The 19,217-nt window shown below is 67.0% G+C and carries 18 protein-coding genes and 1 tRNA gene; 5 read left to right on the top strand and 14 right to left on the bottom strand.

Annotation, left to right across the window (positions count from 1 at the left end):
- Nucleotides 1-391 precede the first annotated feature (391 nt).
- Nucleotides 392-1,297 (top strand): TIGR01777 family oxidoreductase, encoded by a 906-nt coding sequence (locus tag DOM33_RS11595; protein ID WP_110669166.1) that lies wholly within the window; start codon nt 392-394, stop codon nt 1,295-1,297.
- A 25-nt stretch (nt 1,298-1,322) separates the two neighbouring features.
- Here the strand turns inward: DOM33_RS11595 and rapA are convergent, their stop codons facing one another.
- Nucleotides 1,323-4,259 (bottom strand): RNA polymerase-associated protein RapA, encoded by a 2,937-nt coding sequence (rapA, locus tag DOM33_RS11590; protein ID WP_110669165.1) that lies wholly within the window; start codon nt 4,257-4,259, stop codon nt 1,323-1,325.
- Between the two features lie 147 nt (nt 4,260-4,406).
- On the opposite strand from rapA, the gene DOM33_RS11585 reads away from it, so the two are divergent.
- On the top strand, nt 4,407-4,622 hold the full coding sequence (locus tag DOM33_RS11585) for a hypothetical protein (RefSeq protein WP_110669163.1): 216 nt from the start codon (nt 4,407-4,409) through the stop codon (nt 4,620-4,622).
- A 67-nt stretch (nt 4,623-4,689) separates the two neighbouring features.
- Here DOM33_RS11585 and DOM33_RS11580 read toward each other — a convergent pair whose 3' ends face one another.
- The 4 genes from DOM33_RS11580 to DOM33_RS11565 all read right to left on the bottom strand — a co-directional run bounded on the left by DOM33_RS11580 (nt 4,690) and on the right by DOM33_RS11565 (nt 8,079).
- Nucleotides 4,690-5,481 carry a hypothetical protein gene (locus DOM33_RS11580; protein ID WP_204352674.1) on the bottom strand — a complete coding sequence of 264 codons (792 nt, stop codon included), beginning with the start codon at nt 5,479-5,481 and terminating at the stop codon, nt 4,690-4,692.
- Between the two features lie 188 nt (nt 5,482-5,669).
- Nucleotides 5,670-6,350 carry a hypothetical protein gene (locus tag DOM33_RS11575; RefSeq protein WP_110669161.1) on the bottom strand — a complete coding sequence of 227 codons (681 nt, stop codon included), beginning with the start codon at nt 6,348-6,350 and terminating at the stop codon, nt 5,670-5,672.
- 108 nt (nt 6,351-6,458) lie between these two features.
- Nucleotides 6,459-7,244: a molybdopterin-binding protein gene (locus tag DOM33_RS11570; protein WP_110669160.1), complete on the bottom strand. Its 786-nt coding sequence runs from the start codon at nt 7,242-7,244 to the stop codon at nt 6,459-6,461.
- Nucleotides 7,231-8,079: a cytochrome b/b6 domain-containing protein gene (locus tag DOM33_RS11565; protein WP_110669158.1), complete on the bottom strand. Its 849-nt coding sequence runs from the start codon at nt 8,077-8,079 to the stop codon at nt 7,231-7,233. Before DOM33_RS11565 ends, DOM33_RS11570 begins: the two co-directional genes overlap by 14 nt.
- A 202-nt stretch (nt 8,080-8,281) precedes the next feature.
- On the opposite strand from DOM33_RS11565, the gene DOM33_RS11560 reads away from it, so the two are divergent.
- Nucleotides 8,282-8,809, top strand: a complete 528-nt coding sequence (locus DOM33_RS11560) for a sterol desaturase family protein (RefSeq protein WP_110669259.1) — start codon at nt 8,282-8,284, stop codon at nt 8,807-8,809.
- On the opposite strand, the gene crtB is transcribed toward DOM33_RS11560, so the two are convergent.
- From crtB to ispB, 9 genes are all read right to left on the bottom strand, one after another.
- Nucleotides 8,748-9,698, bottom strand: coding sequence for a 15-cis-phytoene synthase CrtB (gene crtB / locus DOM33_RS11555; RefSeq protein WP_110669156.1), 951 nt, complete (start codon nt 9,696-9,698; stop codon nt 8,748-8,750). The genes DOM33_RS11560 and crtB overlap by 62 nt on opposite strands.
- Complete coding sequence (locus tag DOM33_RS11550) at nt 9,695-11,191, bottom strand: phytoene desaturase (RefSeq protein ID WP_110669154.1); 1,497 nt, start codon at nt 11,189-11,191, stop codon at nt 9,695-9,697. The genes crtB and DOM33_RS11550 overlap by 4 nt, the downstream gene beginning before the upstream one ends.
- Before the next feature lie 19 nt (nt 11,192-11,210).
- Complete coding sequence (crtY, locus tag DOM33_RS11545) at nt 11,211-12,398, bottom strand: lycopene beta-cyclase CrtY (protein ID WP_110669153.1); 1,188 nt, start codon at nt 12,396-12,398, stop codon at nt 11,211-11,213.
- Complete coding sequence (locus DOM33_RS11540; protein ID WP_110669151.1) at nt 12,395-13,786, bottom strand: glycosyltransferase; 1,392 nt, start codon at nt 13,784-13,786, stop codon at nt 12,395-12,397. Before DOM33_RS11540 ends, crtY begins: the two co-directional genes overlap by 4 nt.
- Nucleotides 13,783-14,823, bottom strand: a complete 1,041-nt coding sequence (fni, locus tag DOM33_RS11535) for a type 2 isopentenyl-diphosphate Delta-isomerase (RefSeq protein ID WP_110669149.1) — start codon at nt 14,821-14,823, stop codon at nt 13,783-13,785. Before fni ends, DOM33_RS11540 begins: the two co-directional genes overlap by 4 nt.
- Before the next feature lie 78 nt (nt 14,824-14,901).
- Nucleotides 14,902-15,810, bottom strand: a complete 909-nt coding sequence (locus DOM33_RS11530) for a polyprenyl synthetase family protein (RefSeq protein ID WP_110669258.1) — start codon at nt 15,808-15,810, stop codon at nt 14,902-14,904.
- Between the two features lie 474 nt (nt 15,811-16,284).
- Nucleotides 16,285-16,578 carry a hypothetical protein gene (locus DOM33_RS11525; protein WP_162617963.1) on the bottom strand — a complete coding sequence of 98 codons (294 nt, stop codon included), beginning with the start codon at nt 16,576-16,578 and terminating at the stop codon, nt 16,285-16,287.
- Between the two features lie 522 nt (nt 16,579-17,100).
- Nucleotides 17,101-17,177, bottom strand: a tRNA-Pro gene (locus DOM33_RS11520).
- A gap of 86 nt (nt 17,178-17,263) precedes the next feature.
- Nucleotides 17,264-18,256, bottom strand: a complete 993-nt coding sequence (gene ispB / locus DOM33_RS11515; protein ID WP_110669146.1) for an octaprenyl diphosphate synthase — start codon at nt 18,254-18,256, stop codon at nt 17,264-17,266.
- Between the two features lie 340 nt (nt 18,257-18,596).
- On the opposite strand from ispB, the gene rplU reads away from it, so the two are divergent.
- Entirely contained in the window at nt 18,597-18,908 is a 312-nt protein-coding gene (gene rplU, locus DOM33_RS11510) for a 50S ribosomal protein L21 (RefSeq protein WP_110669144.1), read from the top strand.
- A 33-nt stretch (nt 18,909-18,941) separates the two neighbouring features.
- Nucleotides 18,942-19,199, top strand: a complete 258-nt coding sequence (gene rpmA, locus DOM33_RS11505) for a 50S ribosomal protein L27 (RefSeq protein WP_110669143.1) — start codon at nt 18,942-18,944, stop codon at nt 19,197-19,199.
- Nucleotides 19,200-19,217: the final 18 nt, after the last annotated feature.

Here is a 19,217-nt window from a genome sequence, read left to right as displayed (position 1 = left end):
GGTGCCGCCAACGGCGCATGGACGGCAGCGGGGCTGGCCGCCCGAATTCCGCAGCTACAGCCTGACGTCGCGAGGCTCGATCCCGCGGTAATCGATGACGTGGGTCGGTAGCTCGTCGATGCGGTTGCCGGTCGAGCGCACCGCCTTTCATCGAAGCCGGCCGTGCCGATCTTTCGGCATCGCGTCGCGGCGAGACGTGACTTGGGGCGAGATCGCCGACGCCACGGCGAACAGCTTCCCGACAAGGTGGGACATGGCGTTCTCAGCTTCAGGATGCGCGCGACTGACGCCTCGAAACCGCCAGCGTATGTCGCCGTTCCACGACGCTATCAGCCGCACCTGCTATGTTGTTTCACATTGTACAATGTGCGTATAACCGAGGGTATGAATCATGCGCTTACTCATCACGGGGGGAACCGGCTTCGTCGGCAGTCGACTGGTCGAACGCGCCCTCGCCGACGGTCACCAAGTCATGGTGGTATCCCGCGATCCCGCCAGCGCCGGCAAGAGACTGGGCAGTAGCGTCAGCGTTCGCGAAAGTGCCGCCGCCTTCGTCGATGAAAAGCCCGACGCGATCGTCAACCTCGCCGGCGAACCGATTGCGGATCGGCGCTGGAGCGACTCCCAGAAGGCGCGGCTGATCGAGTCGCGTCGCCATGCCACCCGAGACGTCGTCTCGCTCTGCGAGCAACTGGCCGCGACCGGGGAAGCCCCCGGCGTGCTCGTCTCCGGTTCGGCGATGGGGTACTACGGCGATCAGGGCGACCGCGAGGTCACCGAGCAGACGCCGCCTCACGACGAGTTCGCGCACCGGCTCTGTGACATGTGGGAGCACGAGGCGCACAAGGCCGAAGCGTTCGGTACCCGTGTCGCCTGCCTGCGGATTGGACTGGTCCTCGACGAAGGCGGCGGCACCCTTGCCAAGATGACGCCCGCCTTCAAGCTGGGCGTGGGCGGCAAGATCGGTAACGGCCGCCAGTACATGCCGTGGATCCACCGCGAGGACCTCGTCCGCATCATCGAGTTTCTCCTCACCCGTGACGATCTTGAAGGCGCCTTCAACGCAGGCGCCCCCAATCCCGTGACCAATGCCGGGTTCACTCGCGCCCTGGGGCGTCACCTGCATCGGCCGACGCCATTCTTCGTGCCGGCACCGCTGCTCAAGGCCGCGCTGGGGGAGATGTCACGGCTGCTGCTGACCGGCGCCTGCATGCGCCCCAAGCGCCTGGAAGATGCCGGTTTCGACTTCCGCTACCCCACCCTGGACGATGCGCTCGCGGCGATTTTCGACAAGTGACGGCAAGTGGCGTGGTGCGACCACGCTAGCGCTGTTCGTTGTCCACCGTCACGATCACGCGGACCGCGTCCAGACGCAGTGACGCGCTCTCGATGACGTTGTCGAGCGCCTGGCGCTCTTCACGCAGCGCGGTGAGCTCGTCCTCTCGCACCACGTCGTTGTGCCGCGACAGCGCTTCCAGCCGCGCAAGCTCCACGTCGAGCGTGTCACGCATGCGCTGCTGGGCCTGCTCGACCAGCGTCGGCAGTTCACGCATCGCCTCCTGCTCGCCGCTGCGAAGCAGTCCTCTCAGCTGGTCGTGACGCGATTTCAGCAGCTCCCGAGCCACGCCCTTTTTCACCCGCTGCAGGTTGCGCGACAGCCCGCTGAACCCGACCTTGTCGGAGAGATTGGCGCCGCTCTCGTCGAGCAGCACCCGAATGCCGGTGTCCGGCAGAAAGCGCGACAGCTGCAGCGCCTTGGGCGCCGGGCAGTGGGTTCTGTAGACCAGCTCCACCATCAGCCGTCCGCCGGGAATGCTCGGATGCTTGAGCAGGGCCAGCGCCGTGTTGCCGAGGCTCGACTCCAGCACGCGTTCGAGGATCGCCGACACCAGCGGGTGCTCCCACGACAGGCGCTGCACGTCGTCCCTTGCCAGCGCCCGCGCCCGCGAGTAGGTGGCAGTGAAGCCCTCGTCGCCCTGATTGAGGCCCGGGAGGCTGTCGAGCATGTGCGAGCCCGGCGCGAGATGCGTCAGACCGTTGCCGAGTTCGCGGCTCTCGACGCCGAAGATATCCAGCGCCTGATCCACGTAGCGGGGCAGGGCGGGATCGTTGTCCTGTTCGACCACCTCCCGGACGACGGCGTCGGCGCGCTCGTGGCGACAGGCGTTCCACTCCAGCAGCCGGTTGCGACCGGCGTCGCGCTCGGCGAGTCGAGCGTCGTTGAAAGTGCGGGTCTCATCGATCAGGTCGTCGAGGCCGGCGGCGTCGTCGAGGCTCTCCAGCAGCGCGTCGCCGAACGCCGCCAGCACGTCGCCGCCGGCCGCGTGCGGCGCGTCGAAGGCGTCCAGACCGTCGCGGTACCAGCGCAGCAGCGCCGCCGTCGGACTCTCCTCGATCACCGGCACGTGAATGTCGATGGGATGGAGCTGACCGATTCGGTCCAGACGCCCGATGCGCTGCTCGAGCAGATCCGGGTGCCAGGGCAGATCGAACATCACCAGATGATGACAGAACTGGAAATTGCGCCCCTCGGAGCCGATCTCCGAGCAGATCAGCAGCTGGGTGCCGCCCTCGTCGTCGGCGAAGGCGGCGGCGGCGCGGTCGCGCTCGACCAGGTTCATCCCCTCGTGAAATACCGGGGCATGAATGCCGGCGCGAACCCGCAGCGCCTCGGCCAAATCCAGCGCCGTCTGGCGAAAGTGAGCGATCACCAATAGCTTGTCGCCGGTGCGCGTCTCGAGCTGTTCGATCAACCAGTCGACCCGCGAGTCGATGCGCCACCAGGGCGTCTCCCGCTGCCGGTCAGCGTCGACGCTCGCGCGGTAGGCCGCCTCCGGGTAGAGACGTGCCTCGCGGCTGTTCAAGCCTTGCGTGGCGAGCACGCCGAGCAGTGCTTCGTCCTCCAGCGCCAGCGAGGCGAACTGCTCCTCATACGCCTCTGGCGGCGCGAGCGTCGAAGCGTGCAGGTGGCGCTCGGGAAAACCGCCGACGTGGCGACGGCTGTTGCGGAACATCACGCGGCCGGTGCCGTGGCGATCCAGCAGCTGGTCGCGCAGCTGACGTCGAGCGCTTTCGCGCTGCGCCTCGTCACTCTCGGCATCCACCAGCGTCTCGAGCAGGGCGCGGGAGTCGCCGTCGTCGATTACCGCGGCGACCCTGGCGCCTGCGTCTTCGGCGCCCGGCAGCCTCTCCAGTGCGTCCACCGCCTCGGCGACGGCGGTGTAGCCCGCCTCCTCTTCGCGAAAGCGTTCGAGATCCTGATAGCGGTCGGGGTCGAGCAGGCGCAGGCGGGCGAAATGGCTCTCCAGCCCCATCTGCTCCGGCGTGGCGGTGAGCAGCAGCAAGCCCTTGGCGAGCCGCGATAGCCGCTCGACACAGGCATAGCCGGGCCCTTCGCCCTCGGGGGACCAGTCGAGATGGTGCGCTTCGTCGACGATCATCAGATCCCACTGGCAGGCTTCGGCCTGGCTCTGACGGCGCGGATTGGCGAACAGCCACTCCTGGCTTGCGAGAATGCACTGGCCGCTGTCGAACGGATTGTCGTCGCCCCATGCCTCGCTCTGGGTCTCGTCGAGCAGCGTCACCGACAGTGAGAAGCGCCGCAGCAGCTCGATCAGCCATTGGTGAGTGAGACTCGCGGGGACCAGGATCAGCGCCCGGCTGGCGCGACCGGTGAGCAGCAGTCGGTGCAGGATCAGGCCCGCTTCGATGGTCTTGCCGAGGCCGACCTCGTCGGCGAGCAGCACCCGCGGGGCGTGGCGCCGCGACACCTCGTCGGCGATATAGAGCTGGTGGGGCAGCAGGTCGATGCGCGGCCCGGCGAGACCGAGCGCCGGGCTTCTGGCGGTGCGCTGATGATGGTGCAGCGAGCGGTAACGCAGCTCGAACCAGTCGTTGCGATCCACCTGACCGGTGAGCAGCCGATCCTGCGCCTGGTGAAAGCGCATGCTGTCGGAGAGCTTGGCTTCGCTCAGCGAGGTCGTCTCGCCGTCGTCGCGCCGCCCGCGATAGATCACGCAGCCCGCCTGGATCTCGGTGGACTCCACCGTGAGTTCGACGCCGTCGGCGGAGAGGATGCGATCACCCTCGGCGAAGACCACGCGGGTCAGCGGCGCATCGCGCACGCTGTAGATACGAGTCTCCTGGCTGGCGGTGAAGAGCACGGTCACGCTGCGGGCGTCGGCGCTGAGAATGGTGCCTAGTCCCAGCTCGGTCTCGCCGTCGCTGATCCAGCGCTGGCCGGGGAAATAGTCGCTCATGGTGCCTCGGTGATGTTGTCGCTGCGGGGACGCTTGGGCGGGGCATTCTAGCGTAAAGCGAAGTTTGCCTTAAGCGCCGTCGCCTCGGTTCGAAGGCGTAGGCGTTCGACGCTACACTGCCCGCTCGATCGGGAGAGGGCGAGGGGCATGGCGAAAGCACATAGCGATCCGCTACGACGGGCGGCGATAGCCAGTCAGGCAGTCGGGTTCATTGGCATCATCGGACTGGAGACCTGGCTGGGTGACGCCGCGCGTCCCTGGCAGGGCGTGACGTTGGCGCTGATGCTGGTCGCGGCCGCCACGATCGCGCTACTGCGCCGTTATCGGCAGAATCGCCGCCTGCGCAACCGTTACGACGAATGACGCCGCCGGGAATGCCGGCGGCGTCGAGCTTCCGTCGAGCGCCGGCCGTGGCGGCCGGCAAACGTCGTTACATCGGCGGAACGGTGCCGTCGAGACCGACGATGACGACCTTGGCGGGGATCGGGTCCTGCGCCATGTCGCCGGCGACGAAGACCGCCGCCCCGGTTTCCAGATCGTCTGCCGTGGCCTGGCTCACCTTGACCGTGGGCACGTCGCTCGGCACCTGGATCTCCTTGCTGCCGTCGCCGTAGTCCACCGTTAGCGTCATCATGTCGCCTTCGCTCTCGGCGCTGTCGACGGTGCCGTTGGTCATGGTCGATCCGCTGCTGCTGCCGCCGAGCTTCTCACTGCTCGTATCGCTATCGCCGCCGGTCGAGGTCACGGTGCCGTTGGTCATGGTCGAGCCCGAGCCGCTACCGCCGAGCTTTTCGCCGCCGGCGTCATCGCTGCCGCTATCTTCGTTGATCGTCGCGCCACGCGGCGTATCCCAGGGGTAGTCGCCTTCGCCGGTACCGCGCATGGAGTCGGGGAAGATCACCATCTCCAGCGCGGTCGAGGCTTCGCCGTTCTCGCCGGGGCGGTTGGCGGTGCCGATGAAAGTGCCCTCTTCGATCTCGTCGAGGCTGCTCTCGGAGACGCCGGCAAGACGCGTGTCGTCGTCGTAGCTGACGCGGTGGGTACTGCCGTCGGTGGTGGACTCGACGCTGAAGCCGCCGTCGCTGACGTCAGTGATCGTGCCGCGCAGATTCTGCGGCGTGTCGTCGGTCTGTGCCTGGGCGATGCCGGCGGTGAGGCAGCCGATGGCCAGCGCCAGAGCCGTACGCTGGAATTGGCGGGACAGAGGCATGAATCGTGGCATGGTGAACTCCTGTGAACGTGAGCCCCGAAGTCTACTGAGAGATCGGGCAGCTCTCTGAGTCCAGTTCATCACAGCGAGAAGTCAAGCCAGCGTCCGGGAGACCAAGGTCGAGATCGGACTCATCTGACTGTCCTCGCCGTGACTCCATCGACCGCCTACGTATTGGCGCGGTTCCAAACGGCTCGTCGTCACATCGGCGGCGGGGTGCCATCCAGGCTGACGAACGTGCCCATGGCGGTCATCGGCTCTTCACGGAGGTCGCCGCCGACGAAGACCGCGGCCCCAGGTTTCAGCGCGGCGCGTGTGGCCGGGCTCATCTCGACCGTCGTGACGTCATCGGGCACGCGAAGCTTATTGCTGCCGTCCTGATAGTCGACGGTCACGGTCAGCGTCCCGCCGTCGCGAGTCGGATGAAGGGCCGTACCGCTGGTCATGGTCCACTGCGTGTCGCCGTCAGCACCGGCATCGCTCTCGCTCATCGCGCTGCGCGGGGTCTCCCAGACGTAATAGCCAAAGGGCTTCTCGGTGATCGCGTCGGAAAACACGATCATTGCGGAGGCGGTCTGGGGCTCGTCATCCTTGGCGCTATGGGCGACGGTATTGACGTAGGCGCCGTCTTCGATCGCATCCAGGCTGGCCTCGGAAGCGCCAAAAAAGAGGGTGTCGTCATTGAAAATGACGCGGCGGGTACGCCCGTCGGTAAGAGATTCGACTTGCATGCCGCTATCGGTCACCTCGGTAATGGTGCCTCGCAGGCCCTTGGAGGTGTCGCTGGCTCTCGCCTGAGCGATTCCTGCGGCGAGGCAGCTGACGACGAGGAAAAGTGCGCTGCACCGAAGGGGGCGAGAGAGGCGGAACGAGCGTGACATGACAGGTCTCCTGTTAACGTAAAGCCCGACATTCAATGGAAAATCGAGCTGGGTGCGGAGGAGAGGAGTCTATCGCAACGACCGATCGAGCGCCCGCCGAACGGTCGGTCAGATGCCCGCGTACCAGGTATAGCCCCGATCCTCCCAGTATCCGCCCTTGCCGCCGCCAATGTCATCGAAGTCGGTGACCAGTGTGATGCCCGAGAGGTACTTGGCCATCTTGTAACCGAGCTGACGCTCGGCGCGCAGGCGCAGCGGCGCGCCGTTGGCGATGGGCAGCGTCTCGTCGTTGAGCGAGTAGGCGAGAATCGTCTGCGGGTGACGCGCCTCGACGAGATCCAGGCTTTCGTAGTAGAAATCCTCGCCGCCGAGTTGATCCATGCAGTGAAAGACCACGTAGCGGGCCTCGTCGCGCACGCCGGCGCGGTCGAGCAGATCGGCGAGCACCGGCCCGCGCCACTGGCCGATGGCGCTCCAGCCCTCGACGCAGTCGTGACGCGTGATCTGGGTTCTCGCCGGCAGCGCGCGAAGCTCGGCGAGCGACAGCGACAGCGGCGTCTCCACCAGCCCATCGACGGTGAGTCGCCAGTCGACGAAGTCGTTCGCGGCCAGCTCGCGATAGCGCGACGCCTGCGGATCGGTAGAGCCGTTGGGCCTAAAGGTGGCGTCGATCATCGACGCCGGGTACTCCGGCGCCAGCCCGCGCGCGCCGGCCAGAAACCGCTGCACCCGCAGGTTGAGCTTTTCGGCCAGGTCCAGCGTGTCGACGACGCTCTCGTTCTGGGAGAGTCGGTCACAGCCGGTGAGCCCCAGCGTCGCCGCGCCGAGGGCCGCGCGCTTGAGAAAACGTCGCCGCGTCGGATACGCCACGCTGTCGTCGCTACGCCCTTTCATCGTCGGGCCTCCGCTGAGCGGGGGCCGACGTCTCGCGCCGGCCGCCGGTGATCATGTCGCGAACCTGACGCCACGGGCCGCTCAGCAGCACCATGGCGATATGCACCACGAAGAAGAGCACCAGGGCGGTGGCGACGAGAAAGTGGATCGAGCGCGCGCTCTGGCGACCGCCGAAGAGATCGAGCAGCCACGGCGCGGCGGCGTTGAAGGTCGGCGACATACAGAGCCCGGTGACGACCATCAGCGGCAGCGCCACCAGCAGCACGCCCAGATAGCTCAGCTTCTGCAGACCGTTGTAGCCCGAGCGGGCGTGAAAGCGAAAGCGCAGGTGGTCGCGCAGGTCGCGACCCAGGCCGCGCCACTCGCGCCCGCTGAGCCACAGATCGCGTTTCAGGTGGCCGCTGAAGAGGGCGTAGAGCACGAACAGCGCGCCGGCGCCGGCGAAGAGCCAGGCGAAGAAGAAGTGCCATAGCCGGCCCATGGTGAGGAACTGATAGCTCGGCAGCGTCGACCAGTCGGGGAAACCGCGCACGGTCTCCCGCTCGCCCGCCGTCGAATAGCCGAGCACGCCGGTCGTGTCGAACGTCCACGGCCCCAACGCTGTCTGGCCACGGATGTCGCCCTCGCTGTCGCGAATGGCGTACATCTCGAGCCAGGGCGCGTCGAAGTTCGAGGCGCTGCCCCAGTAGAGCGCCGGGTGAGCGTTGAAGATCTGCAGGCCGCTCATCAGCATGACGACCAGGAACCAGAGATTCAGCCAGTGCCAGAGGCGGACCGGACCGGGATGGCGGCGCCGGGTTCGGTGACGCTGAGCGACGGGTGGCGATGACGACACGGGCGTCTCCTCGAAAAACGGGGATCAAAGCGGGCAGCACTCGACGATGCGCTCGCTTGGCCTCACTATAGTTCGGGCTGCAATGAAAGCCACGCCCTCTCTGCTCTACTCTACGCGGCGCTACGTCCACGCGCCGCGGGCGATGGCAACGGCCCGCATATGCTTTAAGCTGGACGATACCCAGGCTCACCCGGAGCGCGCCATGCTGCTGAACACTCTGATTCTGATCGCCACCGTGGCGGGCATGGAAGTCGCCGCGGCGCTGATCCATCGCTACGTCATGCACGGCTTCGGCTGGCGCTGGCACCGCTCGCACCACGAGCCGCACCAGAAACGCTTCGAGCTGAACGATCTCTACGCCGTGGTCTTCGCCGCCATTGCCATCGTGCTGATCGCGCTGGGTACCGGCGGCGCCTGGCCGCTGCAGTGGATCGGCGCCGGCATGACCGCCTACGGGCTGCTCTATTTCGTCGTTCACGATGGCCTGGTGCACAAGCGCTGGCCGTTTCGCTATATCCCGCGGCGCGGCTATCTCAAGCGGCTCTACCTCGCTCACCGTCTCCACCATGCGGTGAAGACGAAGGAGCGCGGGCTCTCCTTCGGTTTTCTCTACGCGCCGCCGACGGACAAACTGCGCGAGGAGCTGCGCCGCCGCCAGTCGCCGTCGACTAGCGCGGACGCTGCCACAGATCGTCACGACGTCGGCCCGGTCGACGCCCGCGGGCGCTGAGCGCCACGCCCGCGCCCTGCATCAAGAGCCCGATCTTCTCCGCCTTGCTCGTGCCCTGACGCTGCTCCAGCGCGTCCTCACCAACGCGTGAGACCTTCACGCCGATCCGTCGATAGACACCTCGCGCCGTGGCGATCGCCCACGCCGAGCGCAGCGGCAGTGCCGGCAGCCCCTCTCTCGCCGAGTCATAGTAGGGCTCGGCGACCGCCACCAGCCGCTTGGCCATTGCCGCCAACGCTGGACGGTGGCGCGCCTCGGCGAGCTCGTCGAGCGGGACCTCGAACTCCGCGAGCCACGCCAGCGGCAGATAGCAGCGGCCGAGGCGCGCATCGTCGAGAATGTCCCGGGCGATATTGGTGAGCTGAAAGGCGAGCCCCAGATCGCAGGCGCGATCCAGCACCGCCTCGTCACGCACGCCCATTACCCGCGCCATCATCAGCCCCACGACGCCTGCCACGTGATAGCAGTAGCGCAGCGTATCCGGCAGGTGGGGGTAGGTCTCCTCGCGCACGTCCATGGCGTAGCCCTCGAGATGGTCGAAGGCCTGCGACGGCGGAATCTCGTGGGTGCGGGCGACCTCCTGGAAGGCGGCGAAGGCCGGCTCGGTCATGGGCTCGTCGGCATAGGCGAGCCGGGTCGATTCGCGTAGCCGCTCGAGTCGCGTCGCCGGCGTGTCGCCGCGCCAGGGCTCGGGCGTGTCATCGCCGGGCACGTCCGCTGCGAAGCCGAGCATCTGGCCGTCGATCACGTCGTCGCAGTGACGGCACCAGGCGTAGAGCATCAGTGCGCTGCGCCGCGTAGCGGGGTCGAAGAGCTTGGCGGCGGTAGCGAAGCTCTTCGAGCCCACCGCCATGGTCTGGGTGGCGTGGTCGAGCAGCGCCTCGCTCATGCCGGCGTCTCTCGTTGCCCGAGGTCCTCGATCATCAGCCCGGCCGTGGCCTGGGCAGAGCCGATTACGCCGGGGATCCCCGCGCCGGGATGGGTGCCGGCCCCCACCAGATAGAGATTGTCGATCTGGCTATCGCGATTGTGCGGTCGGAACCAGGCGCTCTGGGTGAGGATCGGCTCCACCGAGAACGCCGAGCCCTGATAGGCGTTGAGCGTGTCGCGAAAATCGAACGGCGTGATGTGACGGTGGGTCACCAGCTGGCTGCGCAGCCCCGGCATGTAGTGCGCTTCCAGGTAGTCGAAGATGCGCTCGCGGAGTCGCGGCCCCTCGACCGCCCAGTCGAGGTCCGCCGTGCCCAGGTGCGGTACCGGGGCCAGCACGTAGTAGGCGCCGCAGCCCGGCGGGGCGAGCGAGGGATCGGTGACGCAGGGCGCGTGGAGATAGAGCGAGAAGTCCTCCGCCAGCGCATCCTTGTTGAAGATCTCGTCGATCAGCTCGCGATAGCGCGCACCGAAGCAGACGGTGTGGTGGGCGAGCTGGGTGTGGTTGTGATCGAGCCCGAAGTAGAGCACGAACAGCGAGTTGCTCATGCGCTTGCGCTTGAGGCTCGCGCTCGCCTTCTGCCCGCGAGGGTGATGGCCGAGCAGCTTGGCGTAGGTATGCACCACGTCGGCGTTGGAGGCGACCGCGCGGGCTTCGATTTGCCGACCGTCGCCGAGCGTCACCCCGGTGATGCGATCGCCCTCGGTCTCCAGGCGCTCGACCGGGGCGTTCAGTTCGATCACGCCGCCGATATCGGTGAAGAGCTTGACCAGGCCGTCCACCAGCGCGCCGGTGCCGCCGCGGGGGAACCAGACGCCCCACTCGCGCTCCAGTGCGTGGATCAGGGTGTAGATGGACGAGGTCGAGAACGGGTTGCCGCCCACCAGTAGCGAGTGGAACGAGAACGCCTGACGCAGGTGCTCGTCCTCGACGAAGCTCGACACCATGCTGTAGACGCTGCGCCACGCCTTGAGCCGGGTCAGCTGCGGCGCCGCCTTGAGCATGTCGCGAAACGACAGGAAGGGTTTGGCGCCGAGCTTGAGATAACCTTCTTCGAAGACTTCCTTGGAATACGCGAGAAAGCGTCGATAGCCCGCCACGTCCGCCGGGTTGAGCTTGTCGATCTGGGCTTCCAGCGCCGCCTGATCGTTGACGTAGTCGAAGACCACGCCGTTCTCCCAGCAAAGCCGGTAGAAGGGGGTGACCGGCATCAGCTCGACGTAGTCCGCCAGCCGTTTGCCGGCGACGGTGAACAGCGCCTCCAGCGCGCTCGGGTCGGTGATCACCGTGGGTCCGGCGTCGAAGATGAAGCCATCGTCCTCGTAGACGTAGGCGCGCCCGCCGGGCTTGTCGCGGCTCTCCAGCAGCCGCGTCGGGATACCTGCCGCTTGCAGCCGGATGGCCAGCGCCAGGCCGCCGAAGCCGGCGCCGATAACGATCGTTCGTTTCATCAATAGGCCCTTGAGCGCGTCATTGGAGGTCGGTCTTGCATTGAAAGTCTTTGAGCCGCGGCGAGCGTTTGAGCACTGCCTGCACCGCTTCCCCCACCGGAACCGGCGGCTTGCCGATGAGCACGCGGGCCTTGTCGGCAAGCCGCGGGTGGCCGGCGTAGAAGCGTTCGATCAGCCCGGTTTCGAGCCCGTAGAAGCGCTGCATGACGCGAAAGCGCTCATCGGGGCGACCGGCGAGAAACAGCATGCGGTTGAGCATGCGAAAGAAACCCTGCTCGCGCCACTGGTCGGCGGCGAAGCGCTGGATCAGCGCGGCGAGATCGGGAGCGGCCAGCGGCATCCGCTCGCTGATGCGATCGGCCAGCGTCAGCGCCGCGGGCAGCGAGTAGCCGGTGGTGGCGTGAAAGAGGCCGGCGCGCAGCCCGCTCGTCGGCTGGCCGGAAAGCGGCGCCCAGAAGGCATCGAAGTTTCCCGCCAGGGTGATCGGCAGGCTCCCGCGCTCTTCCCGCACGAGCGTGGCGAGTTCCCACCCCTGGTCGGCGGCGTAGCGTCGGATGTTGTCACGGGCGCGGTCGGCGTCGAGGCCGGCGTCGTCGACGTAGTGGGTATCCTCGATCAGAAGCTCCGTCGGCGAGAGCGGCAGGCTATAGACGAAGCGGTAGCCGCCCTGCTGATCGACGGTGGCGTCCATCAGGATGGGCCGCTCGAGTCCGTGGGGAGCGTCGAGACGCCACTGCTGGCCGACGAACGCCTGAAAGCCGACGGTGAGGTGCGCGGACGGTCGATAGCCGCGGCCGTCGATCACCGCCGCGGCGTCGAGACGCTCGCCGCTCGCCAGCATGACGTGATCCGGGGCGACCTCGGCAACGCCGGTCCGCGTGCGCAGGTCGTCACCGAGGGCAGCCTCGAGGGCGGCGGCGAAGCGCTCGGCGGTGATGCTCAGATAGCCGCCGGGCAGCGTGCGCGTGCGCTCCGGGAAACGCACGTCGTAGCCGGGCCAGCGGTGGGCCACTAGGGCATCGATGCGCTCGAGCTGTGCGGCGTCGAGATCGCTTTCGTGGAACGACCAGGTGTGATTGCCGCCGGCGCGCTCGCCGGCTTCGAGCATCACCACGCTGAGGTCGGGATGGCGCTGCTTGAGGCGCCAGGCGATCAGCCCGTTGGCGAGCCCGCCGCCGACCAGAATCAGGTCCCGGCGCTGGCTCATGGCGCGGGCTCCGCTGCCACATTCGTCCTGTCAGCGGCGGGGCGAGACGGTACGCGCGCTGGGGTCATGGTCGCCTCCTCGGGTCGCGGGGTGTCGTTCGTCTGTGGCCTGCCGGTAGCGATGGCACGCTCGACGAGCGTCGCGGCGTACGCTGCACCACCGGCGTCCTCGAGCGAATGGCGAAGAGCGGCCATGCGTTGACGGCCGTTGGACACGTCGAGACAGGCGGGCGCGTCGAGCAGCGTAGCCAGCGTGCGAGCGATGCGCCGGTGGCTGGCGAAACGCGATAGCCGCTCGCCGATGCCATGATACGCCACCCGAGCGGCCACGCCGGGCTGATCGAAAGCCAGCGGGATGACGAGTATCGGCGTGTCGGCAGCGATGGCGTCGATGACGGTGTTGAGCCCGCCGTGGGTGACCACGGCATCGGCCTGGGCGAGGGTGGCGCGCTGATCGGCGAAGTCGGTGACGAAGGTCGCCCCCAGTCTTTCGAGACGCGTCGCCTGCTCGGGCGTGAGACCTCCGCAGTGAGCGATCACCAACGCCACGTCCAGCCGCCGGCAGGCCTTGGCGATTCGGGCGAACAGCCGGTAGCGATGGCCCTGGAGCGTACCCAGCGAGGCGAAGACCAGCGGCCGCGCCGGGTCGAGCGGCCACGCGGGCTCGGTGGACGTCGGCCGATCGCGATCTGCGGCCCTGAGCGGACCCACGGCGTGGGCGTGGGGAGGCCAGTCGCGGCGGGGAAAGTCCAGCGCGGCCGGCGTCTGACTGAGGCGGGCCAGCGGCGAGAGACACTCGTGCAGCGCGTGACGCGGCGCGAGCCCGAACGCCTCGGCGTGGGCGGCGATGACGCGAGCGTGAGGGCGCATCAGGCGGTCGTAGACCGTCTCGCTGGCGGCGTACCTCTTCAGCGCGCGCTCATCGGTTGCATAGCGAAACGGCATCACCGGCAACGGCAGTCCCGGTTCGCGCTCCACCGGCAGGGCGCAGGCGACGGAGACGAAGGGAAGGTTCAGCCCTTCGGCGACCAGCCCGCCCGCGGCCTCCATCTGATCGGCGATGACGCCGTCGACGTCGAGCCGCGCCAGTGCGGCGGGCAGTGCGCGGCAGAGCATGTCGGTGGTGGCGGCCATGTCGGCGATCAGTCGTCGAATCGACAGCCCCGAGGGGCTGGCGGCCAGGCGATGGGTGCGAGAGAGGGCGCCGGCGGGGTGGGTGTCGCCGCCCACCGGCTCGAACTCCACGCGGGCGTCCGTGATGAGCGTGCGCGCATCGATCTGATGCACGAAGGTGACCCGGTGGCCGCGGGCGATCAGCGCCCCCGCGAGCGCCTGCAGCGCGTGAAAGTGGCTGTAGAGCGCGGGGGCGACGACGGCGTAGTGGCTCAAGCGCCGCCCTCCCGCGGAATCAGGGGCGCATGGCGCAGCGCGGCGAGATCGGCGCTGCCGGTACAGAAACAGGCGACGCGGAGCTGGTCGATGACGACCTGGAAGTGTTCGACCACCGCGTCGCTGGACGTCGTCGCCCCCGTGAGCGTCGCCGCGGCCTGGCCGACCAGGTCGGCGCCGAGCGCCAGCGCCTTGGCCACGTCGATACCGTCCTTGATGCCGCCGGACGCGATCAGCGGCATCTCGGGCAGCGCCTCTCGCACGTCGCGAACGGCCGCGGCGGTGGGGATGCCCCAGTCGGCGAAGGCCATCGCCACTGCACGCCGATGCGGGTCCGGCGAACGCTCGCCCTCGACCGCAGCCCAGGAGGTGCCGCCGGCGCCGGCGACGTCGAGCATACCGACCCCGACGTCGGCCAGCCGGCGGGCGACGTCGACCGAGAGCCCCGCCCCGACCTCCTTGATCACCACCGGTACCGGGAGCGCCACGACGACGGCGGCGATCGCCTCCAGGGTGCCGCGCCAGTCGCGATCGCCGCCGTGCTGGAGCGCCTCCTGTAGCGGATTGAGATGCACGATCAGCGCATCGGCGTCGATCATCGCCACCGCGCGCCGGGCATAGTCGAGGCCGCGTTCGCCATGGATCTGGGCGGCGCCCAGGTTGGCCAGCAGCGGTACGTCCGGCGCGATCTCGCGAAGGGTGCGGTCGAGACCCACGTTCGCGGCGCTTTCGAGGGCGATACGCTGCGACCCCACGCCCATGGCAAGACCCAGGCGCTGGGCGGCCTCGGCGAGGTGGCGGTTGATGGTCAGGGCGCGCTCGGCGCCGCCGGTCATCGAGCTGATCAGCAGCGGGGCGGCGAGTTCGCGGCCGAAGAGCGTGGTGGAAAGATCGATGGTGTCCAGATCGAGCTCGGGCAGGGCGCAGTGGGCAAAGCGGAAGCGCTCGAAACCCGATGATACGGCGCTGACTGCTCGTCTGGGGTCGAGCACGATGTCCAGGTGGTCGTTCTTGCGCTGCAAGAGGTCGCCGCTCATGACGTCTCCTCGACGAGGTTCGGGTAACGGGATTCGCGTCGGGTCACTCGGCGAACGACGTGACGGCGGATCGTCTCCCTAGTGGAATTTCGCCAGCTGCTGGTCGAACCAGGCGTGCATGAAGCGCTGCGTTGCCCCGCGCTGACCGCAGGCGCGCTGAAAGTGGTCGTCGGCACTCTCCAGGTGCTCACGCAGTCGGCGGTGCACCGCCTCGACGCCGAGCGTCGCCACGAGGGTGGACTTGCCGAGATCCTGATCGATGTCCTTGCCGGTGCCGGTCTGGCCGTCGGCAAGATCGTCGAGCAGCTGGAATGCCTGCCCCAGATCCTTGGCGACGTGGCGCAGACGCTGACGCACCATCGGCGAGGCCTCCGCGGCGATGGCGGCGATCTGCAGGGTGGCGCTGAAGAGCATGCTGGTCTTCAGCTCGTTGGTGTTGGCGATGTCGTCTTCGTTGCGCGTCGCCTCGCCCTCGTTGAGATCGAGAAACTGACCCTGGACCAGACCCTGCATGCCGACCGCGGCAGAGAGTTCGGCGACGGCATCGTTGCGCGAATCGCTGGCCACGCCCTCGGCGGCGGCGACCACGCCGAAGGCGTTGCTCAGCAGCGCTACCGCGGCGAGGATGGCGACGTGTTCGCCGAACTGGCGATGTACGGTGGGTCGCCCGCGTCGTAGCTGGGCGTCGTCCATGCAGGGAATGTCGTCGAGCATCAATGAGGCGGCGTGCACCATCTCGACGGCGCAGGCGAGATCGAGAAGGCCCGGATGATCGTCGTCGCAGCCCAGATCGCGCGCGGTGAGAATCAGCAGTAGCGGACGAATTCGCTTGCCCGGCGCCAGCGCACCGTCGCGCATCGCGGCACTGACGAGATCACGCTCGCCGCCGGCGGGAATCAGCTGGTCGAGACGGCGCTGCAGCATCTGCTTGAGCGATGCAAGCTCCTCCTCCGGCGCGGCGATGGGGTCTTGAATTGAAGCGGTCATGATCACTTCCTGGTAGCGCCATGTAGCGGTACGCATCGACGGCTTCGGCGCCGGTGGCGTCGAGCGATCCATCCTTGGCTTGTCGGTTTCTTCGCGTTTTGCGGGTCTCGTTCGCGCCGTCGCTTTGGCGAGGCTGACACGAAGCGTACCAAGCGTCTGGTACCTAGCCTAGGCTCCGGCGGAAAAGTGCCCGCGCTTGCCCCCCGATATGCCCGACCATCCAACATAAGCAGCCGGCGGATGCGCCCGTACGAGCCGCGACTCTCTCGCTTTCTGTCGTCGAGTCGACGTTGCTGGCAGGGGGCGCTTCTCGGCCAATCGCGCGTCGGGCGTATCCGGCTCAGCGTAGACCGGCGGGCAGTCAGCTGCGAACGCCGGTGCGGCAACGGGAACGGCAACGGGGGCGGCAACGCGGCATCCGGGACTCGAGCAGAATCTACGCAAGGCGTAGAGCCCTGGATGCAGGCGTCGTTTCTACTGGGATTCGAGCACCGCGGAGCACTGATTGAGCGCGGTGGCGAGCTTGGGTGGGCGAGGCGCGTCGTCATCGCTCGGATCGTGTTCGCGCTGCATGCGATCCACCTCTTCGGGGGTGAAACGTGCCTGGAGCGATTCCGACACGCAGCCACAGTAGCGGTCGACCTTAGGGCCCTCGATGCCGGTGGCGGTGAGGTTGGCACGACACTGCCGCTGAGCCTGCTCGACGTCCGCGGTCGGCCAGGGTGCCGGCTGCTCGGGAGACGTCGTATCGCTCGTCGGCTGTGCCACGGCGGCGATCGAAAGCCCCAGCCCCAAGAGTGAGAGGCCCACAAGTGAGAGACCCCAGAGCGAGAGCCTCAGAAGCCAGAGCGCGGAAGACCGCGACCCTAGCAGCGGCGCCGGGCGCAATAACCGGCACCGATTGGCGCGGTACGAACGATCCCCGGGCGTGAAACGAGACGAAGTCGACATGCGTTTTCTCCCTGTATCCGGCTCGGGCTCGGCGGTGGCCTACAGTCGGGGGTGGCCTCGAGCCTGGGGCAATGCGACCTCGGTATAGTGCCATCGCCTCGTCGGATGCCCGTCGTTAGCAAGGCGTGCCAAATCCAGTGCCACCGGGGGCAATCGTTGCGGTGGCAACCTCTCGAGCCCGTTATTTCTTGAACTTTAGTGTGCGAGCGACGATCGGCCCATTGGTCTTTCGGGGGGCCAGAGGTGGCATGCTCGACAATGCGTGGATCGATCGACGAGGTATCGGCCAAAAAAAACGCCCGCCTGGACGGATCCAGACGAGCGTTTTCATCGATTCGGTGGTCGGAATAGCAGGATTCGAACCTACGACCTCTGCCTCCCGAAGGCAGCGCTCTACCAAGCTGAGCTATATTCCGATTCGTCGGTCTCAGTGACTCGACGGGGGTGCATTATACGGATGAAATCGGTACGCGCAAGTGCGATTTCCACGACCGTTTCGTCATCAGACGCGGCGATCGACGGCGGCCCGCGTCAGGCTCTCCATGCTGTCGCGGTAGGCGCTCGGTGCGAGGGTCTCGAGCTGGGCGCGGGCGAGCTCGGCCATCTCTTCGGCGCGTCGCTGGGTGTACTCGAGTGCACCGGTTTCGCGCACCACGGCCAGCACCTCGTCGAGATTGTCGAGACCGCCGGCGGCGATCGCCTGGCGAATCAGCGTGGCCTGCGCCGCCGTGCCGTGGCGCATCGCATGGATCAGCGGCAGCGTCGGCTTGCCCTCGGCGAGGTCGTCACCGACGTTCTTGCCCATCGCGGTGGCGTCGCCCTGGTAGTCGAGCAGATCGTCGATGAGCTGGAACGCCATGCCGAGGTAGCGACCGTAGAGCTTGAGCGCTTCCTCCTGCTCGGCGCTCGCGCCGGCCAGAATGGCGCCGCTGTGCGAGGCCGCCTCGAACAGCATCGCCGTCTTGCCCTGGATGGTGTCGAAGTAGTCCGACTCCTCGATGTCCGCGTTGCCGATGTTGGTCAGCTGCTGGACTTCGCCCTCGGCGATGAGGCAAGTGGCGCCGGAGAGCACCTCCATGATCCGCATCGAGCCGACCTCGACCATCATCTGGAACGAGCGGGAATAGAGGAAGTCTCCCACCAGTACCGAGGGCGCATTGCCCCAGGTGTCGTTGGCGGTGGCCTTGCCGCGACGCCGACTCGACTCGTCGACGACATCGTCGTGCAAAAGCGTCGAGGTATGCATGAACTCGATCAGCGTGGCGAGCCGAATATGCTTGTCGCCTGACGGGTTCGTCTCGTCGGGATAGCCGAGCGCCCGGGCCGCCAGCAGCACCAGCAGCGGTCGCAGACGCTTGCCGCCGCTCTCGATGATGTACTGTCCGATGGTTTCGACCAGAGGGATTCGCGACGCCAGTTGATCGAGGATCGTGCGATTGACGGCGGCGAAGTCTTCAGCCACCGATGCATGAAGAGATGCAGCGTTGGATTGCATGGTCGGCTTGTCACAGAATCGGGTGGGCGGCTCGACACCGGCCGGGGCCGCTAGGAGCACTGAGGATATCAAGGGCACCCGATACCAAGGGCACCCGATATCAAGGACATCAAAGGCGCGAATCGATCCGAAAGCGCGCGGGGCGGTCCGAAAAAGCTATGCTAGGTGGCGCCCGAAAGTGCGTCAAGCCGCGCCCGGGCACGGCTTGTCTTGTCCTGTATCTATCGCTATAATCCGCGACCCAGCTCGTCACGCTCCCTGTCAGATGGTTGCCAAAAGGGGCACCACTCGCCGCAGGTCGACGAAGAGCACCAACCCCGATGAGCTCCCGGAGACGGTTATGTACGCTGTAATCAAGAGTGGCGGTAAGCAGTACCGCGTTCAGGAAGGCCAGACTCTCAAGCTCGAGAAGCTCGAGATCGCAACCGGCGAGACCCTGGAATTCGACCAGGTTCTGATGGTTGCCGACGGCGACGACGTCAAGCTCGGCGCGCCGCTGCTGGACGGTGCGAAAGTGTCCGCTGAGATCGTATCTCACGGCCGTGGCGAAAAGGTTCACATCATCAAGTTCCGTCGCCGCAAGCACTCCATGAAGCGTCAGGGCCACCGTCAGTGGTTCACTGAAGTCAAGATCACCGGAATCTCCGCGTAAGCGGAACATTCCCCAGACAGAGAGGGTTTCACCATGGCTCACAAGAAGGCCGCCGGTAGTACTCGTAATGGTCGCGATTCCGAGTCCAAACGCCTAGGTGTCAAGCTGTTCGGTGGACAGAAGGCGATCGCTGGCAACATCATCGTGCGTCAGCGTGGCACCAAGTTCCACGCCGGCGCTGGCGTTGGCATCGGCAAGGACCACACCCTGTTCGCACTGAATGACGGCGTCATCAAGTTCGAGCAGAAAGGTCCGAAGAACCGCAAGTTCGTGAGCGTAGTCTCCGCCTGAGACCTTACGAACAGTGCT

Source organism: Salinicola halophilus (genome assembly GCF_003206155.1).
GTDB lineage: Bacteria > Pseudomonadota > Gammaproteobacteria > Pseudomonadales > Halomonadaceae > Salinicola > Salinicola halophilus.
Note: the sequence above shows the minus strand (reverse complement) of the source record. Positions and strands in the feature narration are given on the sequence as shown.

What these genes read in the sequence shown, in the direction of transcription:
- rplU (WP_110669144.1), top strand. Translation starts at nt 18,597, where the DNA reads ATGTACGCTGTAATCAAGAGTGGCGGTAAGCAGTACCGCGTTCAGGAA.
- DOM33_RS11595 (WP_110669166.1), top strand. Translation starts at nt 392, where the DNA reads ATGCGCTTACTCATCACGGGGGGAACCGGCTTCGTCGGCAGTCGACTG.
- DOM33_RS11575 (WP_110669161.1), bottom strand. Translation starts at nt 6,350, where the DNA reads ATGTCACGCTCGTTCCGCCTCTCTCGCCCCCTTCGGTGCAGCGCACTT.
- crtB (WP_110669156.1), bottom strand. Translation starts at nt 9,698, where the DNA reads ATGAGCGAGGCGCTGCTCGACCACGCCACCCAGACCATGGCGGTGGGC.
- DOM33_RS11585 (WP_110669163.1), top strand. Translation starts at nt 4,407, where the DNA reads ATGGCGAAAGCACATAGCGATCCGCTACGACGGGCGGCGATAGCCAGT.
- DOM33_RS11550 (WP_110669154.1), bottom strand. Translation starts at nt 11,191, where the DNA reads ATGAAACGAACGATCGTTATCGGCGCCGGCTTCGGCGGCCTGGCGCTG.
- fni (WP_110669149.1), bottom strand. Translation starts at nt 14,823, where the DNA reads ATGAGCGGCGACCTCTTGCAGCGCAAGAACGACCACCTGGACATCGTG.
- crtY (WP_110669153.1), bottom strand. Translation starts at nt 12,398, where the DNA reads ATGAGCCAGCGCCGGGACCTGATTCTGGTCGGCGGCGGGCTCGCCAAC.
- DOM33_RS11530 (WP_110669258.1), bottom strand. Translation starts at nt 15,810, where the DNA reads ATGACCGCTTCAATTCAAGACCCCATCGCCGCGCCGGAGGAGGAGCTT.
- rapA (WP_110669165.1), bottom strand. Translation starts at nt 4,259, where the DNA reads ATGAGCGACTATTTCCCCGGCCAGCGCTGGATCAGCGACGGCGAGACC.
- DOM33_RS11560 (WP_110669259.1), top strand. Translation starts at nt 8,282, where the DNA reads ATGCTGCTGAACACTCTGATTCTGATCGCCACCGTGGCGGGCATGGAA.
- DOM33_RS11570 (WP_110669160.1), bottom strand. Translation starts at nt 7,244, where the DNA reads ATGAAAGGGCGTAGCGACGACAGCGTGGCGTATCCGACGCGGCGACGT.
- rpmA (WP_110669143.1), top strand. Translation starts at nt 18,942, where the DNA reads ATGGCTCACAAGAAGGCCGCCGGTAGTACTCGTAATGGTCGCGATTCC.
- ispB (WP_110669146.1), bottom strand. Translation starts at nt 18,256, where the DNA reads ATGCAATCCAACGCTGCATCTCTTCATGCATCGGTGGCTGAAGACTTC.
- DOM33_RS11580 (WP_204352674.1), bottom strand. Translation starts at nt 5,481, where the DNA reads ATGCCACGATTCATGCCTCTGTCCCGCCAATTCCAGCGTACGGCTCTG.